The sequence below is a fragment of the Rhizobium sp. LjRoot30 genome (assembly GCF_964253915.1).
Lineage (GTDB): Bacteria > Pseudomonadota > Alphaproteobacteria > Rhizobiales > Rhizobiaceae > Metarhizobium.
Window position 1 is genome coordinate 1 of sequence record NZ_CAXUSG020000030.1, and the last position, 18,173, is coordinate 18,173.

The window sequence follows — 18,173 nt, forward strand, 5'->3', positions numbered from 1 at the left end:
TCGATTATACTTTGGACCCGGTCCGTAGTCGTCGCGTGGTAGCCAATTAAATATTGAGAATCCAAGAAAGCCCCCCAAAAAAAAGCCCCTATTAAAGGGGCTTCTTACTCGGAAAAGATTCAAACTCCGTTTGAGAGTTTTTATCGATTCTGTTCCGTTCGTCATACCGATCTTGAGATCGCTTATGCAAAGCCATCACCTCTTCGGAAGAAGAGAGCCGGCTTTCAATTCGCGCTTTCTGCTCTGGTGTCAGTTTGCTAAAAGCGCCTTTTTGAGTTTCAGCAAACGATTTGAGATGAGGCATCACTGTATCCTTCCGTCCGGAGGCACGCGCGCCCCTTTCAGAAGGCCTCACGTGAGACCATTCCACTTTCCCAAATACATAGTGAATCAACTGCATACTACGAGCAAGTAATTCTGCAGGAACGGCTAATATTTGGTTCATATGGTCACCTGACGATCTCCATCTCAATAGAACCGTCAAGCTCAGTAAGGCCCTTGAGCTTCCGCTCCGCGTTTATCAAATTGAAAACGCGGCTTACATTGCTTGCACGAATCTCCCTCCCTCCTTCAAGTCTATAGACCGAACTTGCCGACAGTTTGCCAGCGGGGGCGAGCTTCGCGATGATATCAGATACCTCCCACCCCAATTCGATACGATGGGATTGCAAGTTAGGGTAGAGGGCCATAACGGTTCGTCGAGACATAAATGGTACTCAATTTTGGCGTTGTCGAGGCCCTATACGCCTCTTTTCACATAAGACACTGCTATTTAGCTTTTTTGAACGCTATTGACACTCATTGAGAATGACAACCTACGGATTCTTTCGACTGTCACGTTTTTGCCACAATCACAAACGGATTCTAATATTATATTAGTATCCGCTCGATCTCGTCCAGGCTGATGTCATCACTGCGGCGGTCATACAGCTGGGTGGTTTTTGTGGACGAATGGTTGGCGATGTGCGCCGCCTTTTCCAGCGTGCCGCCGTTCTTCAAATACGCGGTGATGCCGGTGGCCCGGAACGTGTGGCACCCAATCGCCGTCTCGATCCCGGCCGCCGCCGCACGACGGCGGATCATCGTGTGCACGTCCTGGCGGGCGAGGGGGGCCTGCGACAGCTGGCCGGTGCCCCGCGCCACCGTGCGGAACAACGGGCCGCGCCCGTCGTCCCCGAACCCTCCGGCCTCGATGTAGTCGTGCAGGTAGGCTTCCAGCGTGTGATGGCACGGCAGCTCGTGCAGCTTGCCGCCCTTTTCATGCAGACGCACCCACAGACGGCGGTTCTGGGTGTAGACGTCGCGCACCTTCATGTTGACGGCCGCACTCACACGGGCAAACGAATAGGTCATCAGCGCGATCAGCGCCCGGTCGCGCTGGCCGCTGATCGTGTCGGTCGGAATGCTCGCCAGCAGCTGGCGGGCTTCCTCTGGCGACAGGACCGGCGTGCGCCCTTTCTTCGCGGAGTATTTCGGGCCGCGTACCGCCTGGGCGGGATTGACCGGCATCACCTGGCCGACCACCAGCCAGTCGAACAGATGCCGCAGCGCCGCCAGGCGCAGCTTGACGGTCGGCGCGGCCAAGCTCTCGCCCAGCTCTTCAATCCAGGCGGCAATATGGATCGGCTGAATGGCGGGGAGGGCGGTGACGCCCCGCGTCTCGCACCAAGACAAGAAATCGACCGTCGCGCGGGCATAGGCCTTACGAGTGTTCGGATTACGGATGTTGGCTGTGAAAAACTCGATGAAGCGCATATGCGCCCGGCCGCCGGCTGTAACGATCAGCGAGGGAAGTACAGAGGTTTGAACGAGAGTAGGCACATTCATGACCTAAGCCTCTGGCAGTAATGGAGAGCAATGTAAGGCGGCATATTCTGATGAGCTTCGTTCCCTCCTTCACTGGCGATGGGGTGGGTGTGTTCCACTTGTGAGAATCTGTGTCCGCCACTGCCGAACGCATTGCCGTTCGGGTTGCTGTCATAGCGCATGGCTAAGCCGCCACCACCAGTATTGCCTTCATGCGCATGACTAGGCATCTCGGCTATCGTTAGAATATGGGCTGCTTCTCCACCATGGCTAAGAAGGGGGTGCGCAGACAGCTCGACCTTCTGCACTCCGCCGGATTGAAGCTGCTGTTCCCAATGACGATAAACTTGGTCGAACTCATCGCCCGCGCCAACAATTATACGTGCTGTTGCTGGCCTATATGGTTCCCATCCTACGGGACAAGGCCCTGCGAAGGCTACTATTGCTGACTCTGGTAACAATGGGACCAGCGCCCAAGTCTTAATCGCTCCCCAAGCAGCCACAGCGCCTAACGAGACCAACGCTAAAGCGCCGGTGACGAGCGTTGTTGTGATATGCTCGATCGCCTTTTTTTTGACAGTCTCCCACCATGCGTACATGTTCCCCTCCTATCTGACATAAAGGACATTATGTCAGATAATGATAGGATGCAACTTACAATATGCAGGCTTTCGGGAATGCGTTAAGATGCGTCCCGCACGGCTTGATCCAAGGGGGAGATGAAATGCAATACCTTTTTAATAGTCGAGGCCAGCATATCGCCAACGTTGTGAACGGCCAGCTTCATGCGCCGACTGGAAACAATATCGGTCACTTTTTAGAACAGTATGGGTTCTTTATCGACATGCAAGGGCGCTACCTGGGCGAAATCGTTCAAGAAAACCGCCTACTCTACCGGGCCGGGAATCCCCACCGCTCCACAAATTTCGGAAACTATGGGAATTACGGCAATGTCGGTAATTACGGAAACCCCGGTAACTATGGCTCAATTGGAACGCCAAGCGGTTTTAGGGACGTAGAGACAACTTGGCTGTAACACACACTTTTTTGCAGAAAACCAGAAAAGCGGTTTTACGCTTTTACAGCTCACACGGCCGGGCCGCCATATTCACGTTGCGCGGAACGACCGTGAACAACTCATCCGGCTCAAATTCGCGCGGCGTGATGTCATCCGGCCCCTTCACCAGTACATGCCACTTGAACTTGTCGCCCGGGCTGTACTTGATGAAATTGTTGCTGGTGAGCCAGGTGTGGAACTCCAGCTCGTGGTCGCCGGCCGTCAAGGGCAGCCCGTTGACTAGACGCGTGCCGTCGGTGTTGTTCTTGAACTCAATCAGCGGCTGGTTGTCGACGTAGACGTTGAACCCGCATTTGTGCCCGAACCCGCACACCATATCCGACGCGAACACATAGCGGCCGTTTTGCTTGGCTCGGAACACGCCATGGAACCGGTACAGATGCATCTGCATCGGATTGTCCTGGGCAAACCGGCCTGTGAACGGGCAGTTCTGCGTCAGCAGGGTCTTTTTGGCATCGGCCTTGAGTATCCCGTCCTTGCTCCAGTCGTGCAGCTCCACCCGCCAGCCCGGCACGCTTTTTCGGTCCGTACCGGCCTCTTCGCTTTGCGCGCCATTGACCGGCGGCTCCGACAGGGTGTTTTTCATAAGCTGTTCCAGCTTCTCGAGGCGCTGGCGCAGTTCCTCGTTTTCCTTTTTCAAGGCTTCCACGCCTGGCTCTGCCGCCACCACCTGGTACGAGGAGCGGGTATCCGCCGGCGCGTCAATCAGGGACGTGTCGCCATAGCCTGGAAACGCGCTGCGCTGATCGGCTGCCCAGGGCGCCAGGCGTCCGGCGTCATAGGGTAAGGCCACCGCCTCGGCCGGCGCCAGTTTGTAGCCGGCTTCAGCAAGCGGCCCGGTCCACCCGCCATTGAGAAGGAACAGAAACAGGAACCCCATTGTATAGGCAGCGGTCATACCCAACCCCTTGTCGAACCCTCCCCAATTTAGATACACGGATGCAGAGAATTGCAACGGGAATCACGCGCTCCCCTTGGTTGTTTTTGGGGCAGCAGGCCCACAAGGTGGGCTTGCTGGTCCCCAGCCCCCGCTGCAGCCGGGCGCGCGGGTCAAGGCCTTTAGAGCGCAGCGTGCCTTGAGGCGCGTGAGCGGCTGTGGCTTCTTATGCATCGACAGCAGGATTGAAGCCTTGAAACCAACCGTTCCCGGCTTGGGCAATATTTGTTCACGGTTTCGCAGAAGGCTCTTTTTTGAGAACGAGCAGGGTTGAAAAGGCCTCAAAACCCTTGTGACTCAAGGCTTCCGAGTAGATAATAGCTCCCTGCGTCCCATTTAGTAGTCCCCACTCTCATCCCCGTCGTACAGGAGAGGCGCATTACCCCCGAACAGAAAAAGGCATATCGGGAAATCATCGCCACGGCTTGCCATATAGATGATGTGCAAACCAGCGCATGGCGTAAGCAAACCGATGTCTTCAAACAGGTTCATATCGTCGCCGCATTGATTGCGATTTACGGTGAGCGGGCGATGTTCTTTGATTGCCGGATTGACCAGCGGCTAACGCAGCAGGCTTCGGAAAGTGGCAACATAAAAGCTTTCTTTAATCGCCGCTTCCATGACAAAGGCGTGCATTGGCAGCGGTTGGTGTACTTCCAAACCATTTCCACCAAAAGAGATGGCGGAAAGCGCAAACGCGGCCTTGCCAATCTCCATGTTCACGCCCTCTTCATTTTACCGGAACGGCAAACCCTCAAGCAGATACGGGCATCGCTGGCTGAGATTTTCGGCCGTGTTCCGGGGATGGGCGATATTATTCAGTTCAAGCATACCAAGCCGGATTGGACAAAGCGCTGCGACTTTAATGGCATCACGGCTCAAGGGCCTCTCGGCAAAATCCTCTACATTCAGCAAGGAATGGGTGGCACCTATAACGATCTCGCTTTTAACGAAAATGGCAAACGGAGCCGGAAAGCGCCGATTGAGCGCCTACGCTGCAACAAGCGCGCCACAGGTCTTGCACGAGGCATTCCATCGCATTTCAATGCCAAGGCAGCTCTATGTGATCACGTTTCGACGCGGGCCGGTGAGCTGGCATTCCAGGCATGGCTTGCGGAAGGCCGTGAACAGCGGCGGGAAGAGAAACGCCGACAGATACGGGAAAAACGGTTAGCGGCCAAAAACAAGACACCGCCGCCCAGCCGCAAAGCCAATCTACTGGCTTAGGAGAAACAGGATCGAGGAGGGGACGATGGGAAAATACGATCTTGTAATTGCAGGTCATAAAGCGGAGCTTGAAACCCTTGAGGCACCAGGTGTTGCTGTAGTGAAGGAAGGCGATGCCACCATCACAGGCGACGATTTTCAAGCTGGATATCTGAAGGACGAGGAGCGCATTGCTTTTCTAAAGAGTGAAATTCAGCGCCTTGAGGCAGAAAATGACTCCTATTCAGGCACCAGTTGAGCGCCGACATTCTTGAACAGTTGGGCCGTTCGGACTTCCCGGTCCGAAGCGTAGTGGAGCGCCCTATGGCAATTAGGGCAGACCGCAACTGCGTTCGAGACGGTATCGCTTCCTCCATCTGCAAGAGATTTAACATGGTGCACTTCAAGAAAATGAAGCCCGAGCAAGGTTTTAAACGGAGCGGGAAGTTTACACGCCTCGCAGCGGCCGCCAGCCCGCTTAAGAACCCATGCTTTAACCCTTGGGTCGCGCAAAAACTGAATGCCAATGGTTTGAACCAGAGCAGGCTTTCTCACACCATGAGGAAAGGGCATGTTTGTCCGGCTGAGCAGCTGATGCACCTTCACGTCAAGCTGTTCAGGATCCGCTGTCGGAGCGAACATATCCTCCTCAATGCCAATTCGCTGACGAGCTATTGTCACCGTATCTGAAGCAAAGCGGTCGGGAAACTTCAGGATGATTGCCTCATAACTGTCGTTTGCAGGCACCTCGTCGAAACCGCTGGCCCTGCTCTTAACTCGGCTTTCAATAAGAGCGACCGCCCCTCCTAATCTTCCTAGGTCACGAGGCTCATAACCAATCGACCTAGTTAGATTTCGTGACGCACGAATGTTTTGATAGGATTTAAGTACCCTGGCCAGTTCCCGATCTAACGGGTCTACACTCCGTGCAAGTTTGTCGAGAATTTTTTCTTCTGTCATATGCCCAACCAGGTTACCTATTAGCGTCCCGCCCTACGCCATCCGGCCTTTCGAGCTTCGGCCTCGCTGCAAAACCAGCGCTCACCATAGTCAAACCGTATTCTGGTCGCTGCATAATCCTGCTGGCCCGGAACGTGGTAGATCCTCTCGCCCGACGTAATGGAAATATTCCCTTTGATGTCACAAGCCGGGTCGTAAAGCTCTTTTGGAACCAGGGTATGTCCTCCGGCCGCTAGAAAAGCAGCAGCTGAAGCGGAAGCAACCAAGAGGGGAAATTTGCTCATCGCCCAACATACGCGACTAAATATCTCGGAACGGTTTCGCGGATTCCTAAAAATCCATCGATCCTTTCCATCGTAGACGGTTTCGTAAAAAGGCAGGTGCATGCCATGCAACCCTGCCTGACCGGCGAGGTCTGGGGGTAGCAAGGGCAAGGGTATCAGGCGGCGGGCGCACAAGCGCAGCGCGGAGCCTCGGGAACCGCCCCCTTGCCCGCGCGAGGGGCAACGCCCCTGAGCTTCTTAAAACAAAGCCGCCAGATCACGCCGGCCGTCCACCACCCGGACAATCTCGACTGTATGCACCGGCCCTTCGTCCGTGTCCGGGCGGGTCTCATAAAGAATGACATACGGGGCTTCGACCAGCATCCGCGCGGTGCGGAACACCTCGGGATGCCGTTCGCCCAGGCGCGGATGATCGATCAGCATTTCCGCCTTGTAGCGGAAACTGGCAAAATAGCGCTCCGCGCTGCTCGGCTGCTCCTTGCCGATGTCCACGTAGATTTTCTTGATGTCGGCGCGGGCCTTCGGTGTCCAGATGAGTTTAGCGGGCATGAGGTGGGGCAGACGCTAATTCCTCGCGCGCTTCCTCCAGCGCGGCATCAAAATCCACCTCGGTAGCTGGGCCGCTGGCCTTGCCTTCGGCCCACATGGCGCGCAGCTTGGCGATGTCTTCGCGCTTCTGCATCCACTTGGCCGACCAGTCGCGCATGGCCTCGCGGACAACCTCGCTCCCGCTGGCATACGCCCCGCTATTGACGGCATCGCGCATCAGCTCGGCGTGCTGCGGCGTCATCGAGACGCTGACCTTCTCAACATTGGGCATGGTTCACCTCCATCTGCTTATGGTGGCAATAATTACCACCAACTGACAGCAGCGGCAAGAATTGTCGTGTTCGCGGATCGGCGCCATTTCATCGCCTTTTCGTCACAGGCACGACGACTCCTCCAAAGAGCGCGCCTGAGGTGTGAGTGGCTGTGGCCTTTTACTCCTCCGGAAACAGGATGCGCTCGTAATCCTGCGCGCCGTGCAGGACATGCAGCACCTGCACCTCGTCGCCCTCGATGCGATAGAAGATCAGATAATCCCCGTGAGGCCGGCGGCGGATGCCGCGTTCCTCGCGTCCGGGCAGCAAGGGGAAGGCACGCGGCATCTGTGCCAGACCTTCACACCGTTCCTGCAATTCCATCACGAATGTCAAAGCGCGGGGCGGATTGTCGTCGCGAATCCAGCGGCCGATGCGCAGCATGTTTTCCCATGCCGCGTCGGTGATGACGACCTTCATCGGGCCGGGCTTTGTTCGTCCAGCCCCAGCTCGTCGCGCAGGCGACGGAATGCCACATCCACCGGCATCGTGCGCCCGGCTTCGGCATCGGCAATGCCACGCTCAAGCGCCGCGTCCAGCGCCTTCAGCTTGGCCGCGCGGTCGCGCTCCTGCAGATAGCGGTCGCGTACAAGGTTGCGGATGTAATCGCTGTTCGAGGCAAACGCCCCGCTCTGCACCTGGTCGCGCACGAACTGCTCCAGCTCGCCGGTCAGGTTGACCGTCATTTGTCCGGATGGTTTCATGGTCGTCTCCTTTGTCATTTTATAGCATATAGTGAAAATCACTAACTGACACGCAGTTTCCTCGCCACCCGCCAGTGTCCCCTTTCCGGGCAGCCGGTTTGTATGGATTTCCGCGTCGTGCAAGGATTGACCCATGGATGTGTTGATATGGCTGTTCCGCCTTATCCGGGGCCTGTTCCGTCTCTTTGGTCTTGGCTCGGCGGCGCCTCGCGCCAAGGGTTCCCACGGCACGGCCCGCTGGGCCAGCCGCTGGGAGCAGCTGCGGTCCGGCGCCGTGCGCGGTGACGGCGTCTTGCTCGGCCGGGGCGCGTTCCGGCGCTTGCTGCGCTTCTCCACCGATGGCATGGTGATGGTGTTTGCCACCATGGGCGCGGGCAAGGGCCTCGGCGTGGTTATCCCGTCGCTACTCACCTATCAGGGCTCGATGGTAGTCACCGATCCCAAGGGCGAAAACTACGCCATCACCCGCCGCCAGCGTGCGACCTTCGGCAAGGTGCGGATGCTCAACCCGGCGGACCTGCTGCATTCCGACCGCTGGAACCCCATGGATATGCTGCGCGCCGGCACGCCAACCGTCGTCGATGACGCGGCGGCGCTCGCCGCGCTGATGGTCAAACCCGATGCGCGGGAATCCCATTGGGACGACAAGGCGCAGTCCGTGCTCAAGGCGCTGTTGCTGCACACTCTGGAGGAACCGCCGGCCAGCCGCACGCTGGCGACCGTGCGCCGCCTGTCCAGCGGCCAGCGGGAAACCCTCATCGCCACCCTGGACGACATCGCCACGCACTCGCCCTCGATGGCGGCACGCGAGATTGCAGCCGGCGTGCTGTCCAGTGCCATCGACAGCGACGGCGACTTTTCTCCGGAATTCGGCTCGATTCTATCCAACCTGCAGAAAGCGACCGAACCGTGGTCAGCCGGTGCGCCGGCTGGCATGCTTTCGTCGTCGTCGACGTTCAACATGGCCGAACTGACCGACGAGATCACGACCCTTTATCTGTGCGTCGACGAGGAGTTTCTGGACACCTATGACCGCTGGCTTCGGGTCATGGTCGGCTGCGTTCTCAAAACCCTTACCCGCGCCAAGACCCGCCGCCCGAAACGCAAGGTCGTGCTGATGCTCGACGAGGTCGCCGTGCTCGGCCGCCTCGATACCCTGGAAAAGCAGTCGGGCCTGCTGCGGGCCTATTGCACGCCGGTGCTGATCTGGCAAAATCTGGCGCAAATCTACAAGAACTATGGCCAGGAGGACGGCGCGGCATTCCTCGCCAACGCCTCGGCCCGGGTGTTTTTCGGCGTCAATGACAACCTGACCGCCGAATACGTCGCCCAGATGCTCGGCCATACCACAACCCTGTCCAGCTCGACCGGCACCAGCATGGCTGCGGGCGGCTGGGAAACCAAGAGCCGCCAGGAAGGCCAGGCCGAAAGCGGCTACTGGCTGCTTGATCCGGCGGAAGTGCAGCGTCTCCCGCTCGAGCGCCTCATCGTCAAATATCGCAATCTGCCTTATCCCGTCTTCGGCCGCCGGCTGGATTATCGCTACATGCTGAGCCTCTGCGGTCTCTGGGATAAATGGCAGGCCGGCTCTCCGCCCGATATGAACAACGAACCGCCGCCACCAGAGGCCGGCGGACAGGCCGCAAAGCCGGCGCCCAGCCCCACGCCGCACAGTCTAGCGCGTGCGGCCCCGGTCACGCTGGCCCGACCGGCTGACGGCCCGCTGACGCACGCGACGTACCCAGGCTTCGATGTCACGCGAACGCTGTAAACCGAGTTCACGTCGCTTGCCCAGCATCGCGGTCATCGCTTCCAAAAACTTCAGGACCGCACGCGCCTGCTCCAGCCGCTTACGGGCATGAGCCACTTTCCGCGCCTGTTCAGCCTTCCGGGCCTGCTCCGCTTTCGCGGCCTGCCAGCGCAGAAACCGAAATTCCCGCCCCTTAGTCTGTCCGTCGGTATAAAACGCGGCCCGGCGCGCCCAGTAGTCGATTTTCCGGTTGAGCCGGTCAAACCGGCGGCTGTCCTTCTGCAACTGCCGCCGCAGCTGCTCATTGTTGCCGGACACGACATAGGCCAGATAATCCAACCTGCTCCCCCTGTCATGTAAGGGGTAATCCCGTGTACGTCGTTGCGGGGCGGCCTGGCCGTCCCGGCGGCGCGGCGCGCCCGCCGGCCGGATCTGGCTGGGCGGTGTGCGCTGGTGCCGCGCACTCTGGCGTGCCTTCGGCCCGACGTGGATTTCCGGCTGGCGCGTCAGTTCGGCAACTCGGACCATGTCGCCCAGCTCACGGGCATAGTCGCGCTGCGCGACCAGCGTTCGGTGATCGACGCGCACCTTCTCGCCGGCGCGCTCCAGGGCACTGTTGCACGCCACCGCCCATTCGGCGCGCCAGAGGTTGAGGAGGTCCTTGCTGTTCCACTCGCGGGTTTTCACGGGGTCCAAGCCGGAGGGCGTGGCCCGGCGCAAGGTCAGCATGACATGCGCGTGAAAGTTGCGACGATTCTGCCCCTGTTCCACCACCGGATCGTGCAGCGCGATGTCGGCAACCATGCCCCGCTGCACAAAATGGCGGTCCACAAAATCCCGCACCAGGTCCAGACGGTCGTCATGCGACAGCTCACACGGCAGCGCCATGTTGAACTCGCGGGCGAGCTGGGCGTCCTTGCGCTTCTCCAGCGCCTCGACTGTGTTCCACAACGTCTCCCGGTCAGTGAGCCATGGTGCGCTCCCGGGCGGCGCCAGGATCTCCGTATGAACCACGCCTCTGCGATGGCTGTAGTCATGCGCCTGGCCGCGCTCGCGGTCGGTCAGCCGTTCGCCGGAGCGGTAGGCGGCTGCGGCCACCGCGTTCGAGCCGGGACGCGGGCTGCCGTCCGGATTGCGCTTGCCAACCCGGCCGAGCACCTGAGCGGAGAAATGGTAAATCGCCACCGATTACCCTCTGCGAACTGGCGGCGTCGCCGCCTGGTGGCAGGGATGCCACCGACTAAATCGCGCCCTTTTGGGCGCTCCTTCCGGCCTTCAGCCACATCCCTGTGGCGGCCGGGGCACCTATTGTTGCGAAGCAATGTATAAGTGCGCTATTATCTTGTCACTACCCCTTTGTAACTCATTCCTCTGTTCTGCTATCCTCACCCTGCAAACCTATTCCGGAGCCGCTGTGTCCCCTCCCCTGTCGTCCCTGCGTGTGGCAAGCAACGTGATTGTGCCGGCGCTCCTGCTGGGGTGTGTGGCCTTTCTGTCCGATATCCTCGCCATCGCCTTCGGTTTCACGCCCTATATCAGCTGCACGGTCCTGCCGGCCTGGCAGGAGCTGGCTGAACCATTCGCCAGTATCCTCACCCTCTGCGGGCTGGTGATGTGGGTCTGGTCCCGCCTGCGCAACCGGATCTGGCTGGGGCTGATGCTGGTCGGAATCGTCCTGGGCATAGGCCCCTGGTTGATGTCATATGTCCTTAATCCGCTCTGTTAGGTTCACCGCACGCGCTGCCGCCGGCATGGCCATTCTCGCTGCCGGAAGCCTCATCGTGCCGGCGGCGCTGCCGGCCGCGCGGGTCATTCTGGCGCCGGTGCCAGAGGATGCCGCCGCCGACTATCGCCTCAACCGGCTGCCGCCGGGTGTCTATGCGCCGGCAATCGACGCCGCGCTAAATGATGATGACCCTGAGCTGGCCGACAGTCTGATGCACCTGGCGGAATCGCGCGGCGTTCCCGTGACGGTTGAGCAGCGCGACCGCGTCACGGCGGCGCAGGATTTTGCGCTGGGCCGCTCCTGGCGCGAAACCTGGAAAGGTTTGACCGGGGGCGAAGCCTCCAGCCCGGAGGCACTCGCCGGCGCCGTCACTGCCGACCTCACCGGCGTCAGCGACGTGCGCGACCTGCTCCGCGAAGGCGGCGCCTACCTCAACAACCAGCCCTATGACGCCCTGACCCTCGGCCTCGCCGCAGCGGGTCTGGTCGCCACTGGCGCCATTATCGTATCGCTGGGGACATCGACGCCGGCGGCGGCACCGGCCCGCGTCGGATTGACCGCCATCAAGGTCGCAGACAAGGCGGGCGCGTTGAAGCCGCCAATGCGGCGCGCACTCACCGCGCTGGCGGTCGAGGTCGTCGACCGCCCTGCCCTGGAGGAAACTCTGCGCCTGCTCCGGCGCGGCCAGTTGAGCGCCGCGCGGCAGAATCTCGGCCGCTCCGTTCGGGCCGCCCCCCTGCAATCGCTGCGCACGCTCGCCGGTGATCTTGGCGCCGTCGCTGCCGGCCGCAGCTACCGTGCCGCTTATGATGTGGTCAAGCTCGCCGACACTCCCCGCGATGTCAGCCGGTTGCGCGCGCTGGCGACCCGCATGGGCCGGGGATTTCGCGGCACGGTCGCGCTGCTCGGCGCCGGTGCCCTGAGCCTGAGCGGTCTGATGGCCAGCATTCTTGGCTGGCTGATGGCCGCCGTCTTGTGGCTGTTGACCGCCGCGTATGTCGTCTACCGCATGACACGTGTCACCGTGCGCTGGACTGTATACTTTTTGAAAAAATTCGCGGGGCGCTCCGCGCCGGGCAGGGGGTAACCCCCTGCACCCCCGGTGCCTCCGCCCACGCCCGGAAAACGAAGCTGCCTCCGGGGGCTGTCTGCCCCCGGACCCCCGAGGATATTTACACCACGGTTAGGAGCCTGTGTAAGCGATTTTCAGCGCCGCGATGATGAACGCATCATCTTGACCTGCAAAACCCGCTCAGTGGCCTTCTGAGGGGTGCGCAATGCTGTTGGCAATGGCACGGTCTTGTGATTCAATCCGTGCACGGTACAGGCAGGGATGCCGATGACCGTCCACGGTTAGGATGCCGCCATCGCAAGATGGTGGCATTCGCCTTTTTAAAACCTATCCAGATTTTAAGCGCCGCAGGCCCTTTCTGTAAATTCTGAAAAGGCTTTCTGTAAAAGAACTTTCTGTAGCAAACTTTCTGGAGTCTTTCTGTTCTATATATAGGCGCGACCAGATCAGCGCCACAAGCGCGACCAGATCAGCGCCGGGCCGCGACCAGATCAGCGCTACTAGCACCACAAGCGCGACCAGATCAGCGCCGGGCCGCGACCAGATCAGCGCGAACGCCCCTTTAACACACTGAATTTGCGGGACAAAATTTGGACTCAAGCGCGACCAAATCAGCGCCGCTAAATTATTGGGATCGCATAACTTTTTAGGATATGACTCGGGGAAAAACGGCGTAAGCCGCCGCCTTTTCCCGAGGATAATTCGTCAATACTGAAGCAATTTCCCCGCTCCACCCACATTATCCGCAAGAGCCGTAGGTGTGGTAGAAACGCCCGCCCATGCAAGCGCCATCAGAACGAGGATAGTTGTGATCTTAGTCATTGTTTTCTCCTTCATTCGTAATTTTCGTGTACTCGGCATTGAAGCGCTCATTGAACATTTTCAGATACTCAGAACCCTCCTCTTTCATGGAGAACTCCACGCGTTTCCCTGATTTCTTCCTGCTGATGAAATTAAAATACGCCAGCGCATCGGACCGTCTTTTGATGTCCTGCCGCAGCCGCTGCAGTTCCTTCGGATCGCCGTCTGCGAGGGCATTTACGATGTCCGATTGAAGGATAAATTCGCCTTTTGCCCGCGAAACATATCCAAAAGCCAGCATGGTATTGCTGTCGAAAAGTCTGTTGTAATTCTCCTGGTGAGCATCGTAGAGATCGTCATTTCGTGGCGGCCATTCGACTTTCTTAGCGGCTTCCTCGCTTACTTGTTTCCAAGCTCCAAAAATGCATTTTATCGTATCAAAAGCATCGAGCTTAACGTCAGGCACATCCATCTCCAGACATTGACGGGACACGGTGAGAATAGAACCTTAATCAGTCGTGTCATTATATCATTTTGTGACATCGCAGGCCTGAAAGGCGACCGGCCATTACAGCCGGTCGCCGTGTCCTCACAGAATGAGCAGCCACCACCACTTCTTCGCGGCGACTTCAAACGAACGATGCTCGATGTGGGTGTTGAACGATGCCGTTTGCGAGCCTTTCGACGAGCCACCGAGGAACAGCAGCAAAATGGCATGATCCTCCAATTTGATCGCCTCGCTGTCATGGGCGTAAGGCATGGAATACGGAACGGCCTGACTTGGAATATAGGCGGCCTTTGCATCGTTCATCGCAATCATACTGGCGAAAGCGACAGTAATGGTGAGAATTACAAACGCCTTTTTCATGAGTTTTCTCTCCCTTTAAAGCGATGCTTATGCATTCGCTATGTAAAGAGATATTTTTCACTTATGATTTTGTAAATATATCGTTTTGTGATCACAAATTGTGATTACTCGCTGCTGTGTGCGGTCTATTTCTTCGCAAGGCGCTTGGGGATAGACAACACGGTCGGATCGGCATTTTCGAGCACCAGCCCGCGCTCGGTCAGTTTGACCGGCAGTTTCGGGAAAACGCTTTTGATGTGCTCGATGTCGGCGGCAAGCCCGGCCCGGAAATCGCGTTCGCGGGCGTAGCCGTCCCCGAACTGCGCCTGGAGGGGCTTCCAGTCCAGCACCAGTTGGGCCTTCATGCTGTGCAGGCGGTAATTCAGCCAGAACAGCAGGTCGAGCTTCTTGGCGGAGTTGGCGAAGGCATGCAGCGCCCGCACGTCGATGGGCAGGGCATGTTCTCGCAGCGACTGATAGAACTCCTGCGAAAAGGTCACCGTGGACGGCCACAGAGACTTCTGGTCGGGATTGTCTGACATCCACAGTTCAATGCCCTTGAACGGCTTGGCATCAATCGTCGCCGAGCGCTTGCCGTCCCAGGCGCTGATTTCCATGCGGCAGGCCGCCAGGGCCTGGAGCTGTTCCTTGAACGGCTTGATGTTGCCGCGCTCCCCTCCCCGCTTTTCAAAGCCCAGCTCGCGCATGAAGGCGGTCAGGGTTTCGGCGACGTCGATGGTGGCGGACTTGTTGCGGATGGCTTCGGTGCTCAAATGCGCCAGAATGAGGCGCGGCTTGGGGCCGTAGGGCACCGGCTGCTGCACGCGCTGACCATCTGGCGCCCGCAATTTGCCGGCTTGGACAACCACGGCCATGCGCCCCTGCTTCCGTTCAAACTCGTATTCGCCTTCCGGCAGCTTTTTGTAAGGCAGCCCGCAGATGGCAAGCGAACTGTGCATGTAGCGCAGGTTAGCAGGCGACGGTCCTTCGCTTTCAATGACCTCGCGGACAACCGCACGCCGCTTCTCCATCGGCGTCATCAGCGCCAGCTCGGCCTGCCGTGCCTGGGCTTGTGTCGTCTCGGCATCCCGCTTCGCCTGGCGGCGTTCCAGGTCACGCACGAACATGCTCAGGATTTGCGCGTTGGTGGACTTCGCCTGCATGGCGGTCAGTTCGTCCAGCAGGTCGGCGTCGTGGATGGCGGGTGTGGTCATGGTTGCACTGTAAACGTGATTCGCGGGCTTGGGAAAACAATTGGTGATTTTACCAGCACCCGGAACGCGGTTTTCTGTAAAAGCGTAAAACCGGTTTTACGCTTTTACGCCGGAAATTCCCGGTCCAGCAACTCGCGAATCGCGTCGGACATCTTCAAGCCACGGCTTATGCACTGGAACTTGATGCGGCGGTGCAGGCTCTCGGGCATGTCGATGGTGAGGCGCTTGACGGTTTCCGTCGGCGCCGGCATCGCTATCACTTCCGCCGCCTTCGGAGCTTCGGAAACGTCGGCGGTCGGCGCACCCACCCATTGATCGGCGGCGGAAGGCTGAGCCTTGATGCCTGGCATCTTCATCACGGTCTTTTTCATGCGGCTTTCTTCTCTTGGTTGACCATCAGCACCTTGGCAAGCTCAGCCACTTCGCGGGCAGCACCGCCCTTCGGATCGACTTCGAGCACGGCCAGTCCCTGCCCCGCACTTTCGGCGTAAACCACGCGCTGGTGCAACGCGACCGGCAGCACCGGGATGTCTTCAAACTGTCCCAGCGCCTCGGTGACGTCACGGCCAATAGCGGTGTTGGCAATTTTGCGGTTGATGACGAACAATCCCCGCAGGCCAGGCTTGAACTGTTGGGCCTCGCGGATCAGGTTGACCGTTTCTGCGGCGGCCCAGATGTCATACGGCGACGGCTGCACCGGGATGAGCACCAGGTCGCTCGCCAGGATGGCGGCGCGGCCCAGCTCGTTGACACGCGGCGCACCGTCGATGATCACCACCTGGTAATCCTTGGCGATGTCGGGCAGATCGCGGTGCAGCGTCGCCCGCGCCATGCCGACCACCGAAAACAGCGGGTCGGCGTCCCGCGCAGCGGACCACTGCTGGGCACTGCTCTGCGGGTCGGCGTCGACCAGGAGCACACGCAGGCCCGACTTGGCATAGGTTGCGGCAAGGTTGACGGCGATGGTGGTTTTGCCCACGCCGCCCTTCTGGCTGAGTACACCGATAATCATGGGCAGCCCTTCCGGTTTTCTGGTTTTCTGTAAAAGCGGCTTTACGTTTTCACGTTTTGGCAGAATGCGCCAGTCATGGTTAACGTATTGTGAAAGTGGCTGTGCGAAGCATGCAACAAGAAAACCGCAAAACCGCCTTTGCGCTTTTCTGTAAAACCTGTTTTCAGGTTATACGTTTTCACGGAAAAGCGTGAACTCGCATCGATGCGCTGAAGTGGTGTGCCCGATCCAGTTCGACGCCCAGGAACTGGCGCCCGGCATCGCGGGCAGCCACCAAGGTTGAACCCGAGCCGCAGAACGGGTCAAGGACCAGGTCGCGGGGACGGCTAAAGGCCTCGACCAGCTGACGCAGCGGGCGGATTGGCTTTTGGGTCGGATGCAGGCGATTGCCGGTGTAATCCCACGGCAGCACGTCGGGAATGCGCTGGGCAGGGCAGGGGGCGTCGCCCTTGATTAGCAGGTAGGCTTGCTCATGGTGGTGCTGCAGGAAGCGCCGCGAGGAGGCGTAGGGCTTGCAGAACACCAGGTGACCGGCAATGCGGAAACCGGCGGCCCGCCAGGCCTCCATGAAGCGATCAACCTCGTTCCAGCCGTAGAAGCTGATGGCAAACCCGCCGGTCCTGAGAACGCGGTGCATTTCGGCAAAGGCCGGCTTCAGCCAGTCGGCACAATCGTCGTTGGCGACGGTGCGGCCGTGGCGGTCGCGATAGTGCACCAGGTACGGCGGATCGGTCAGGATCAGGTCGACAGACCCGCCCTGCAGGCGCTGCATCACCTGGATGCAGTCGCCTTGCAGCACTGTGTTGCGGGGCGTGAAGCTCACTAGGCTTCCTCCCGCTGCGGTTTGCGGATGGTCAGGCGGCCATTGAGAGGCAGGGCGGATAGCGTCACGTTGAAGCCTTCGCCGTCATTGTGCGACCAGGCCGCGCCGATCTTCGTCCAGTGCGCTTTGTCGCCTTCACCTTCGACCACATAGACCGCATAGTCAGGCTTGGATTTCTGGGGCTTTTTCATAGGGGTTCTCCCGTTGGTTTCTCCGGCAGCACCTTTGCGGCCGGTCGGGGAGTCTCTGCGGCCTGGTACTGAACCCAGAGGGTGCGGGCCGGCATCGGCAAGTCGGGAGCGTCAGCGAAGGAGCGCGCCGCCGCTTGCCGGCCCCAGGACCTGGTGGCATACCCCGACCATTCCGGCCGTAGGCGCTGCCAACCACGGGAGCCACCGAAGAAGCCCGCATTCCTGCCCGATAAGCCTATGTTCAAGGGTAGGCGAACAGCCATGGCATCGGCTGGCAGTCCACTAATTACTGAATCAGTCAGGAATGACGTGTGCCGTATGGCCTCTCAAGGTTTTACGCTTTTCTGTAAAAGCGTAAAAACAGTTTTACAGAAAGAATCGAGGCCCTTGGTTAGGGCACAGAGAAAAAATCAATAATATCAATGGCGGCGCTGTTTCTGACCGACACAATCACAGAAGCTTTGTCAAAAAGCCAGGAGGTCGGATCGATTGGCTCTCCCTCTGAAAAAGCAGCAACAATTACGTCGCAGCGAATATTTTCGTCTTCCAGAGCTTCGATGAAGCTGTTGACTGCGATGCAATCTCGATAGTTCCAGCCAACCTCTCTAGGAGGCGGTCCATACATGTAACGAAAACCTGGACCGACCTGTGTGACATCGTCCGGTACGTTTGCGTAAGCCAGTTTAAGCAACGGCCAATACTCGGCATCCAGAAGATTAATGGCGTTTGTCAGATCGATTTTCACTTTGAACAGCGCACCGTCGACCACACGGCCAAGCTGCCGGCTCCGTCGCAATGCAGTCATTTCTGCCCAGCCGGCTGCGTGCAATGGCGCCTCAAAGAAAAAATAACTTCCCCACCCCAACCAAGAAGCTGTGCGTTTGGTGGGCCGGAAATTATTA

General features: G+C 58.9%; 25 protein-coding genes. 6 read left to right on the top strand and 19 right to left on the bottom strand.

The features are described from left to right. Positions 1 to 91: 91 nt before the first annotated feature. From ACSQ3I_RS27475 to ACSQ3I_RS27485, 3 genes are all read right to left on the bottom strand, one after another. Positions 92 to 304, bottom strand: a complete 213-nt coding sequence (locus tag ACSQ3I_RS27475; RefSeq protein ID WP_436004267.1) for a hypothetical protein — start codon at positions 302 to 304, stop codon at positions 92 to 94. 566 nt (positions 305 to 870) lie between these two features. Then, on the bottom strand, positions 871 to 1,755 hold the full coding sequence (locus tag ACSQ3I_RS27480; protein ID WP_436004269.1) for a tyrosine-type recombinase/integrase: 885 nt from the start codon (positions 1,753 to 1,755) through the stop codon (positions 871 to 873). A 68-nt stretch (positions 1,756 to 1,823) separates the two neighbouring features. Continuing rightward, positions 1,824 to 2,405, bottom strand: coding sequence for a hypothetical protein (locus tag ACSQ3I_RS27485; RefSeq protein ID WP_436004271.1), 582 nt, complete (start codon positions 2,403 to 2,405; stop codon positions 1,824 to 1,826). 125 nt (positions 2,406 to 2,530) lie between these two features. On the opposite strand from ACSQ3I_RS27485, the gene ACSQ3I_RS27490 reads away from it, so the two are divergent. Further along, complete coding sequence (locus tag ACSQ3I_RS27490; RefSeq protein ID WP_436004273.1) at positions 2,531 to 2,842, top strand: hypothetical protein; 312 nt, start codon at positions 2,531 to 2,533, stop codon at positions 2,840 to 2,842. A gap of 43 nt (positions 2,843 to 2,885) precedes the next feature. Here ACSQ3I_RS27490 and ACSQ3I_RS27495 read toward each other — a convergent pair whose 3' ends face one another. Further along, the gene (locus ACSQ3I_RS27495) at positions 2,886 to 3,782 is read right to left on the bottom strand and encodes a hypothetical protein (protein ID WP_436004275.1); all 897 of its coding nucleotides are present in this window, start codon (positions 3,780 to 3,782) and stop codon (positions 2,886 to 2,888) included. 480 nt (positions 3,783 to 4,262) lie between these two features. On the opposite strand from ACSQ3I_RS27495, the gene ACSQ3I_RS27500 reads away from it, so the two are divergent. Both ACSQ3I_RS27500 and ACSQ3I_RS27505 read left to right on the top strand, forming a co-directional pair. Next, positions 4,263 to 5,048: a hypothetical protein gene (locus ACSQ3I_RS27500; RefSeq protein WP_436004277.1), complete on the top strand. Its 786-nt coding sequence runs from the start codon at positions 4,263 to 4,265 to the stop codon at positions 5,046 to 5,048. 25 nt (positions 5,049 to 5,073) lie between these two features. Continuing rightward, positions 5,074 to 5,286 (top strand): hypothetical protein, encoded by a 213-nt coding sequence (locus ACSQ3I_RS27505; RefSeq protein WP_436004279.1) that lies wholly within the window; start codon positions 5,074 to 5,076, stop codon positions 5,284 to 5,286. On the opposite strand, the gene ACSQ3I_RS27510 is transcribed toward ACSQ3I_RS27505, so the two are convergent. From ACSQ3I_RS27510 to ACSQ3I_RS27535, 6 genes are all read right to left on the bottom strand, one after another. Beyond that, positions 5,268 to 5,987 carry an HNH endonuclease gene (locus tag ACSQ3I_RS27510; protein ID WP_436004281.1) on the bottom strand — a complete coding sequence of 240 codons (720 nt, stop codon included), beginning with the start codon at positions 5,985 to 5,987 and terminating at the stop codon, positions 5,268 to 5,270. The two genes, ACSQ3I_RS27505 and ACSQ3I_RS27510, sit on opposite strands and share 19 nt — an antisense overlap. 20 nt (positions 5,988 to 6,007) lie before the next feature. After that, positions 6,008 to 6,373, bottom strand: a complete 366-nt coding sequence (locus tag ACSQ3I_RS27515; RefSeq protein ID WP_436004283.1) for a sunset domain-containing protein — start codon at positions 6,371 to 6,373, stop codon at positions 6,008 to 6,010. Positions 6,374 to 6,508: 135 nt separating this feature from the next. Then, positions 6,509 to 6,820 carry a type II toxin-antitoxin system RelE/ParE family toxin gene (locus tag ACSQ3I_RS27520; protein WP_436004285.1) on the bottom strand — a complete coding sequence of 104 codons (312 nt, stop codon included), beginning with the start codon at positions 6,818 to 6,820 and terminating at the stop codon, positions 6,509 to 6,511. After that, complete coding sequence (locus ACSQ3I_RS27525; protein WP_436004287.1) at positions 6,810 to 7,091, bottom strand: ribbon-helix-helix domain-containing protein; 282 nt, start codon at positions 7,089 to 7,091, stop codon at positions 6,810 to 6,812. The genes ACSQ3I_RS27520 and ACSQ3I_RS27525 overlap by 11 nt, the downstream gene beginning before the upstream one ends. Before the next feature lie 160 nt (positions 7,092 to 7,251). After that, the gene (locus tag ACSQ3I_RS27530; protein WP_436004289.1) at positions 7,252 to 7,551 is read right to left on the bottom strand and encodes a type II toxin-antitoxin system RelE/ParE family toxin; all 300 of its coding nucleotides are present in this window, start codon (positions 7,549 to 7,551) and stop codon (positions 7,252 to 7,254) included. Beyond that, the gene (locus tag ACSQ3I_RS27535; protein ID WP_436004291.1) at positions 7,548 to 7,835 is read right to left on the bottom strand and encodes a type II toxin-antitoxin system ParD family antitoxin; all 288 of its coding nucleotides are present in this window, start codon (positions 7,833 to 7,835) and stop codon (positions 7,548 to 7,550) included. Before ACSQ3I_RS27535 ends, ACSQ3I_RS27530 begins: the two co-directional genes overlap by 4 nt. Before the next feature lie 133 nt (positions 7,836 to 7,968). Between ACSQ3I_RS27535 and ACSQ3I_RS27540 the strand changes: the two genes are divergently transcribed. Beyond that, complete coding sequence (locus ACSQ3I_RS27540; protein ID WP_436004293.1) at positions 7,969 to 9,606, top strand: type IV secretory system conjugative DNA transfer family protein; 1,638 nt, start codon at positions 7,969 to 7,971, stop codon at positions 9,604 to 9,606. Here ACSQ3I_RS27540 and mobQ read toward each other — a convergent pair. After that, positions 9,511 to 10,770 (bottom strand): MobQ family relaxase, encoded by a 1,260-nt coding sequence (gene mobQ, locus ACSQ3I_RS27545; RefSeq protein WP_436004295.1) that lies wholly within the window; start codon positions 10,768 to 10,770, stop codon positions 9,511 to 9,513. The genes ACSQ3I_RS27540 and mobQ overlap by 96 nt on opposite strands. Positions 10,771 to 11,068: 298 nt before the next feature. Between mobQ and ACSQ3I_RS27550 the strand changes: the two genes are divergently transcribed. Next, positions 11,069 to 11,311: a hypothetical protein gene (locus ACSQ3I_RS27550; RefSeq protein ID WP_436004297.1), complete on the top strand. Its 243-nt coding sequence runs from the start codon at positions 11,069 to 11,071 to the stop codon at positions 11,309 to 11,311. Positions 11,312 to 11,336: 25 nt separating this feature from the next. Further along, entirely contained in the window at positions 11,337 to 12,398 is a 1,062-nt protein-coding gene (locus ACSQ3I_RS27555) for a hypothetical protein (RefSeq protein WP_436004299.1), read from the top strand. 799 nt (positions 12,399 to 13,197) lie between these two features. Here the strand turns inward: ACSQ3I_RS27555 and ACSQ3I_RS27560 are convergent. The 8 genes from ACSQ3I_RS27560 to ACSQ3I_RS27595 form a co-directional block, all read right to left on the bottom strand. Further along, positions 13,198 to 13,650 (bottom strand): hypothetical protein, encoded by a 453-nt coding sequence (locus ACSQ3I_RS27560; RefSeq protein ID WP_436004301.1) that lies wholly within the window; start codon positions 13,648 to 13,650, stop codon positions 13,198 to 13,200. Between the two features lie 123 nt (positions 13,651 to 13,773). Continuing rightward, positions 13,774 to 14,052, bottom strand: coding sequence for a hypothetical protein (locus ACSQ3I_RS27565; RefSeq protein ID WP_436004303.1), 279 nt, complete (start codon positions 14,050 to 14,052; stop codon positions 13,774 to 13,776). 125 nt (positions 14,053 to 14,177) lie between these two features. After that, complete coding sequence (locus ACSQ3I_RS27570) at positions 14,178 to 15,245, bottom strand: replication protein RepA (RefSeq protein ID WP_436004305.1); 1,068 nt, start codon at positions 15,243 to 15,245, stop codon at positions 14,178 to 14,180. Positions 15,246 to 15,349: 104 nt separating this feature from the next. Then, on the bottom strand, positions 15,350 to 15,616 hold the full coding sequence (locus ACSQ3I_RS27575; protein ID WP_436004307.1) for a plasmid partition protein ParG: 267 nt from the start codon (positions 15,614 to 15,616) through the stop codon (positions 15,350 to 15,352). Beyond that, positions 15,613 to 16,257 (bottom strand): ParA family partition ATPase, encoded by a 645-nt coding sequence (gene parA, locus ACSQ3I_RS27580; RefSeq protein ID WP_436004309.1) that lies wholly within the window; start codon positions 16,255 to 16,257, stop codon positions 15,613 to 15,615. Before parA ends, ACSQ3I_RS27575 begins: the two co-directional genes overlap by 4 nt. Positions 16,258 to 16,435: 178 nt before the next feature. Next, the gene (locus ACSQ3I_RS27585) at positions 16,436 to 17,080 is read right to left on the bottom strand and encodes a DNA methyltransferase (RefSeq protein WP_436004311.1); all 645 of its coding nucleotides are present in this window, start codon (positions 17,078 to 17,080) and stop codon (positions 16,436 to 16,438) included. Then, the gene (locus ACSQ3I_RS27590; protein WP_436004313.1) at positions 17,080 to 17,271 is read right to left on the bottom strand and encodes a hypothetical protein; all 192 of its coding nucleotides are present in this window, start codon (positions 17,269 to 17,271) and stop codon (positions 17,080 to 17,082) included. Before ACSQ3I_RS27590 ends, ACSQ3I_RS27585 begins: the two co-directional genes overlap by 1 nt. A gap of 391 nt (positions 17,272 to 17,662) precedes the next feature. Beyond that, positions 17,663 to 18,173 (bottom strand): hypothetical protein (locus ACSQ3I_RS27595; RefSeq protein WP_436004315.1); only part of this gene is annotated, 511 nt, incomplete at its 5' end.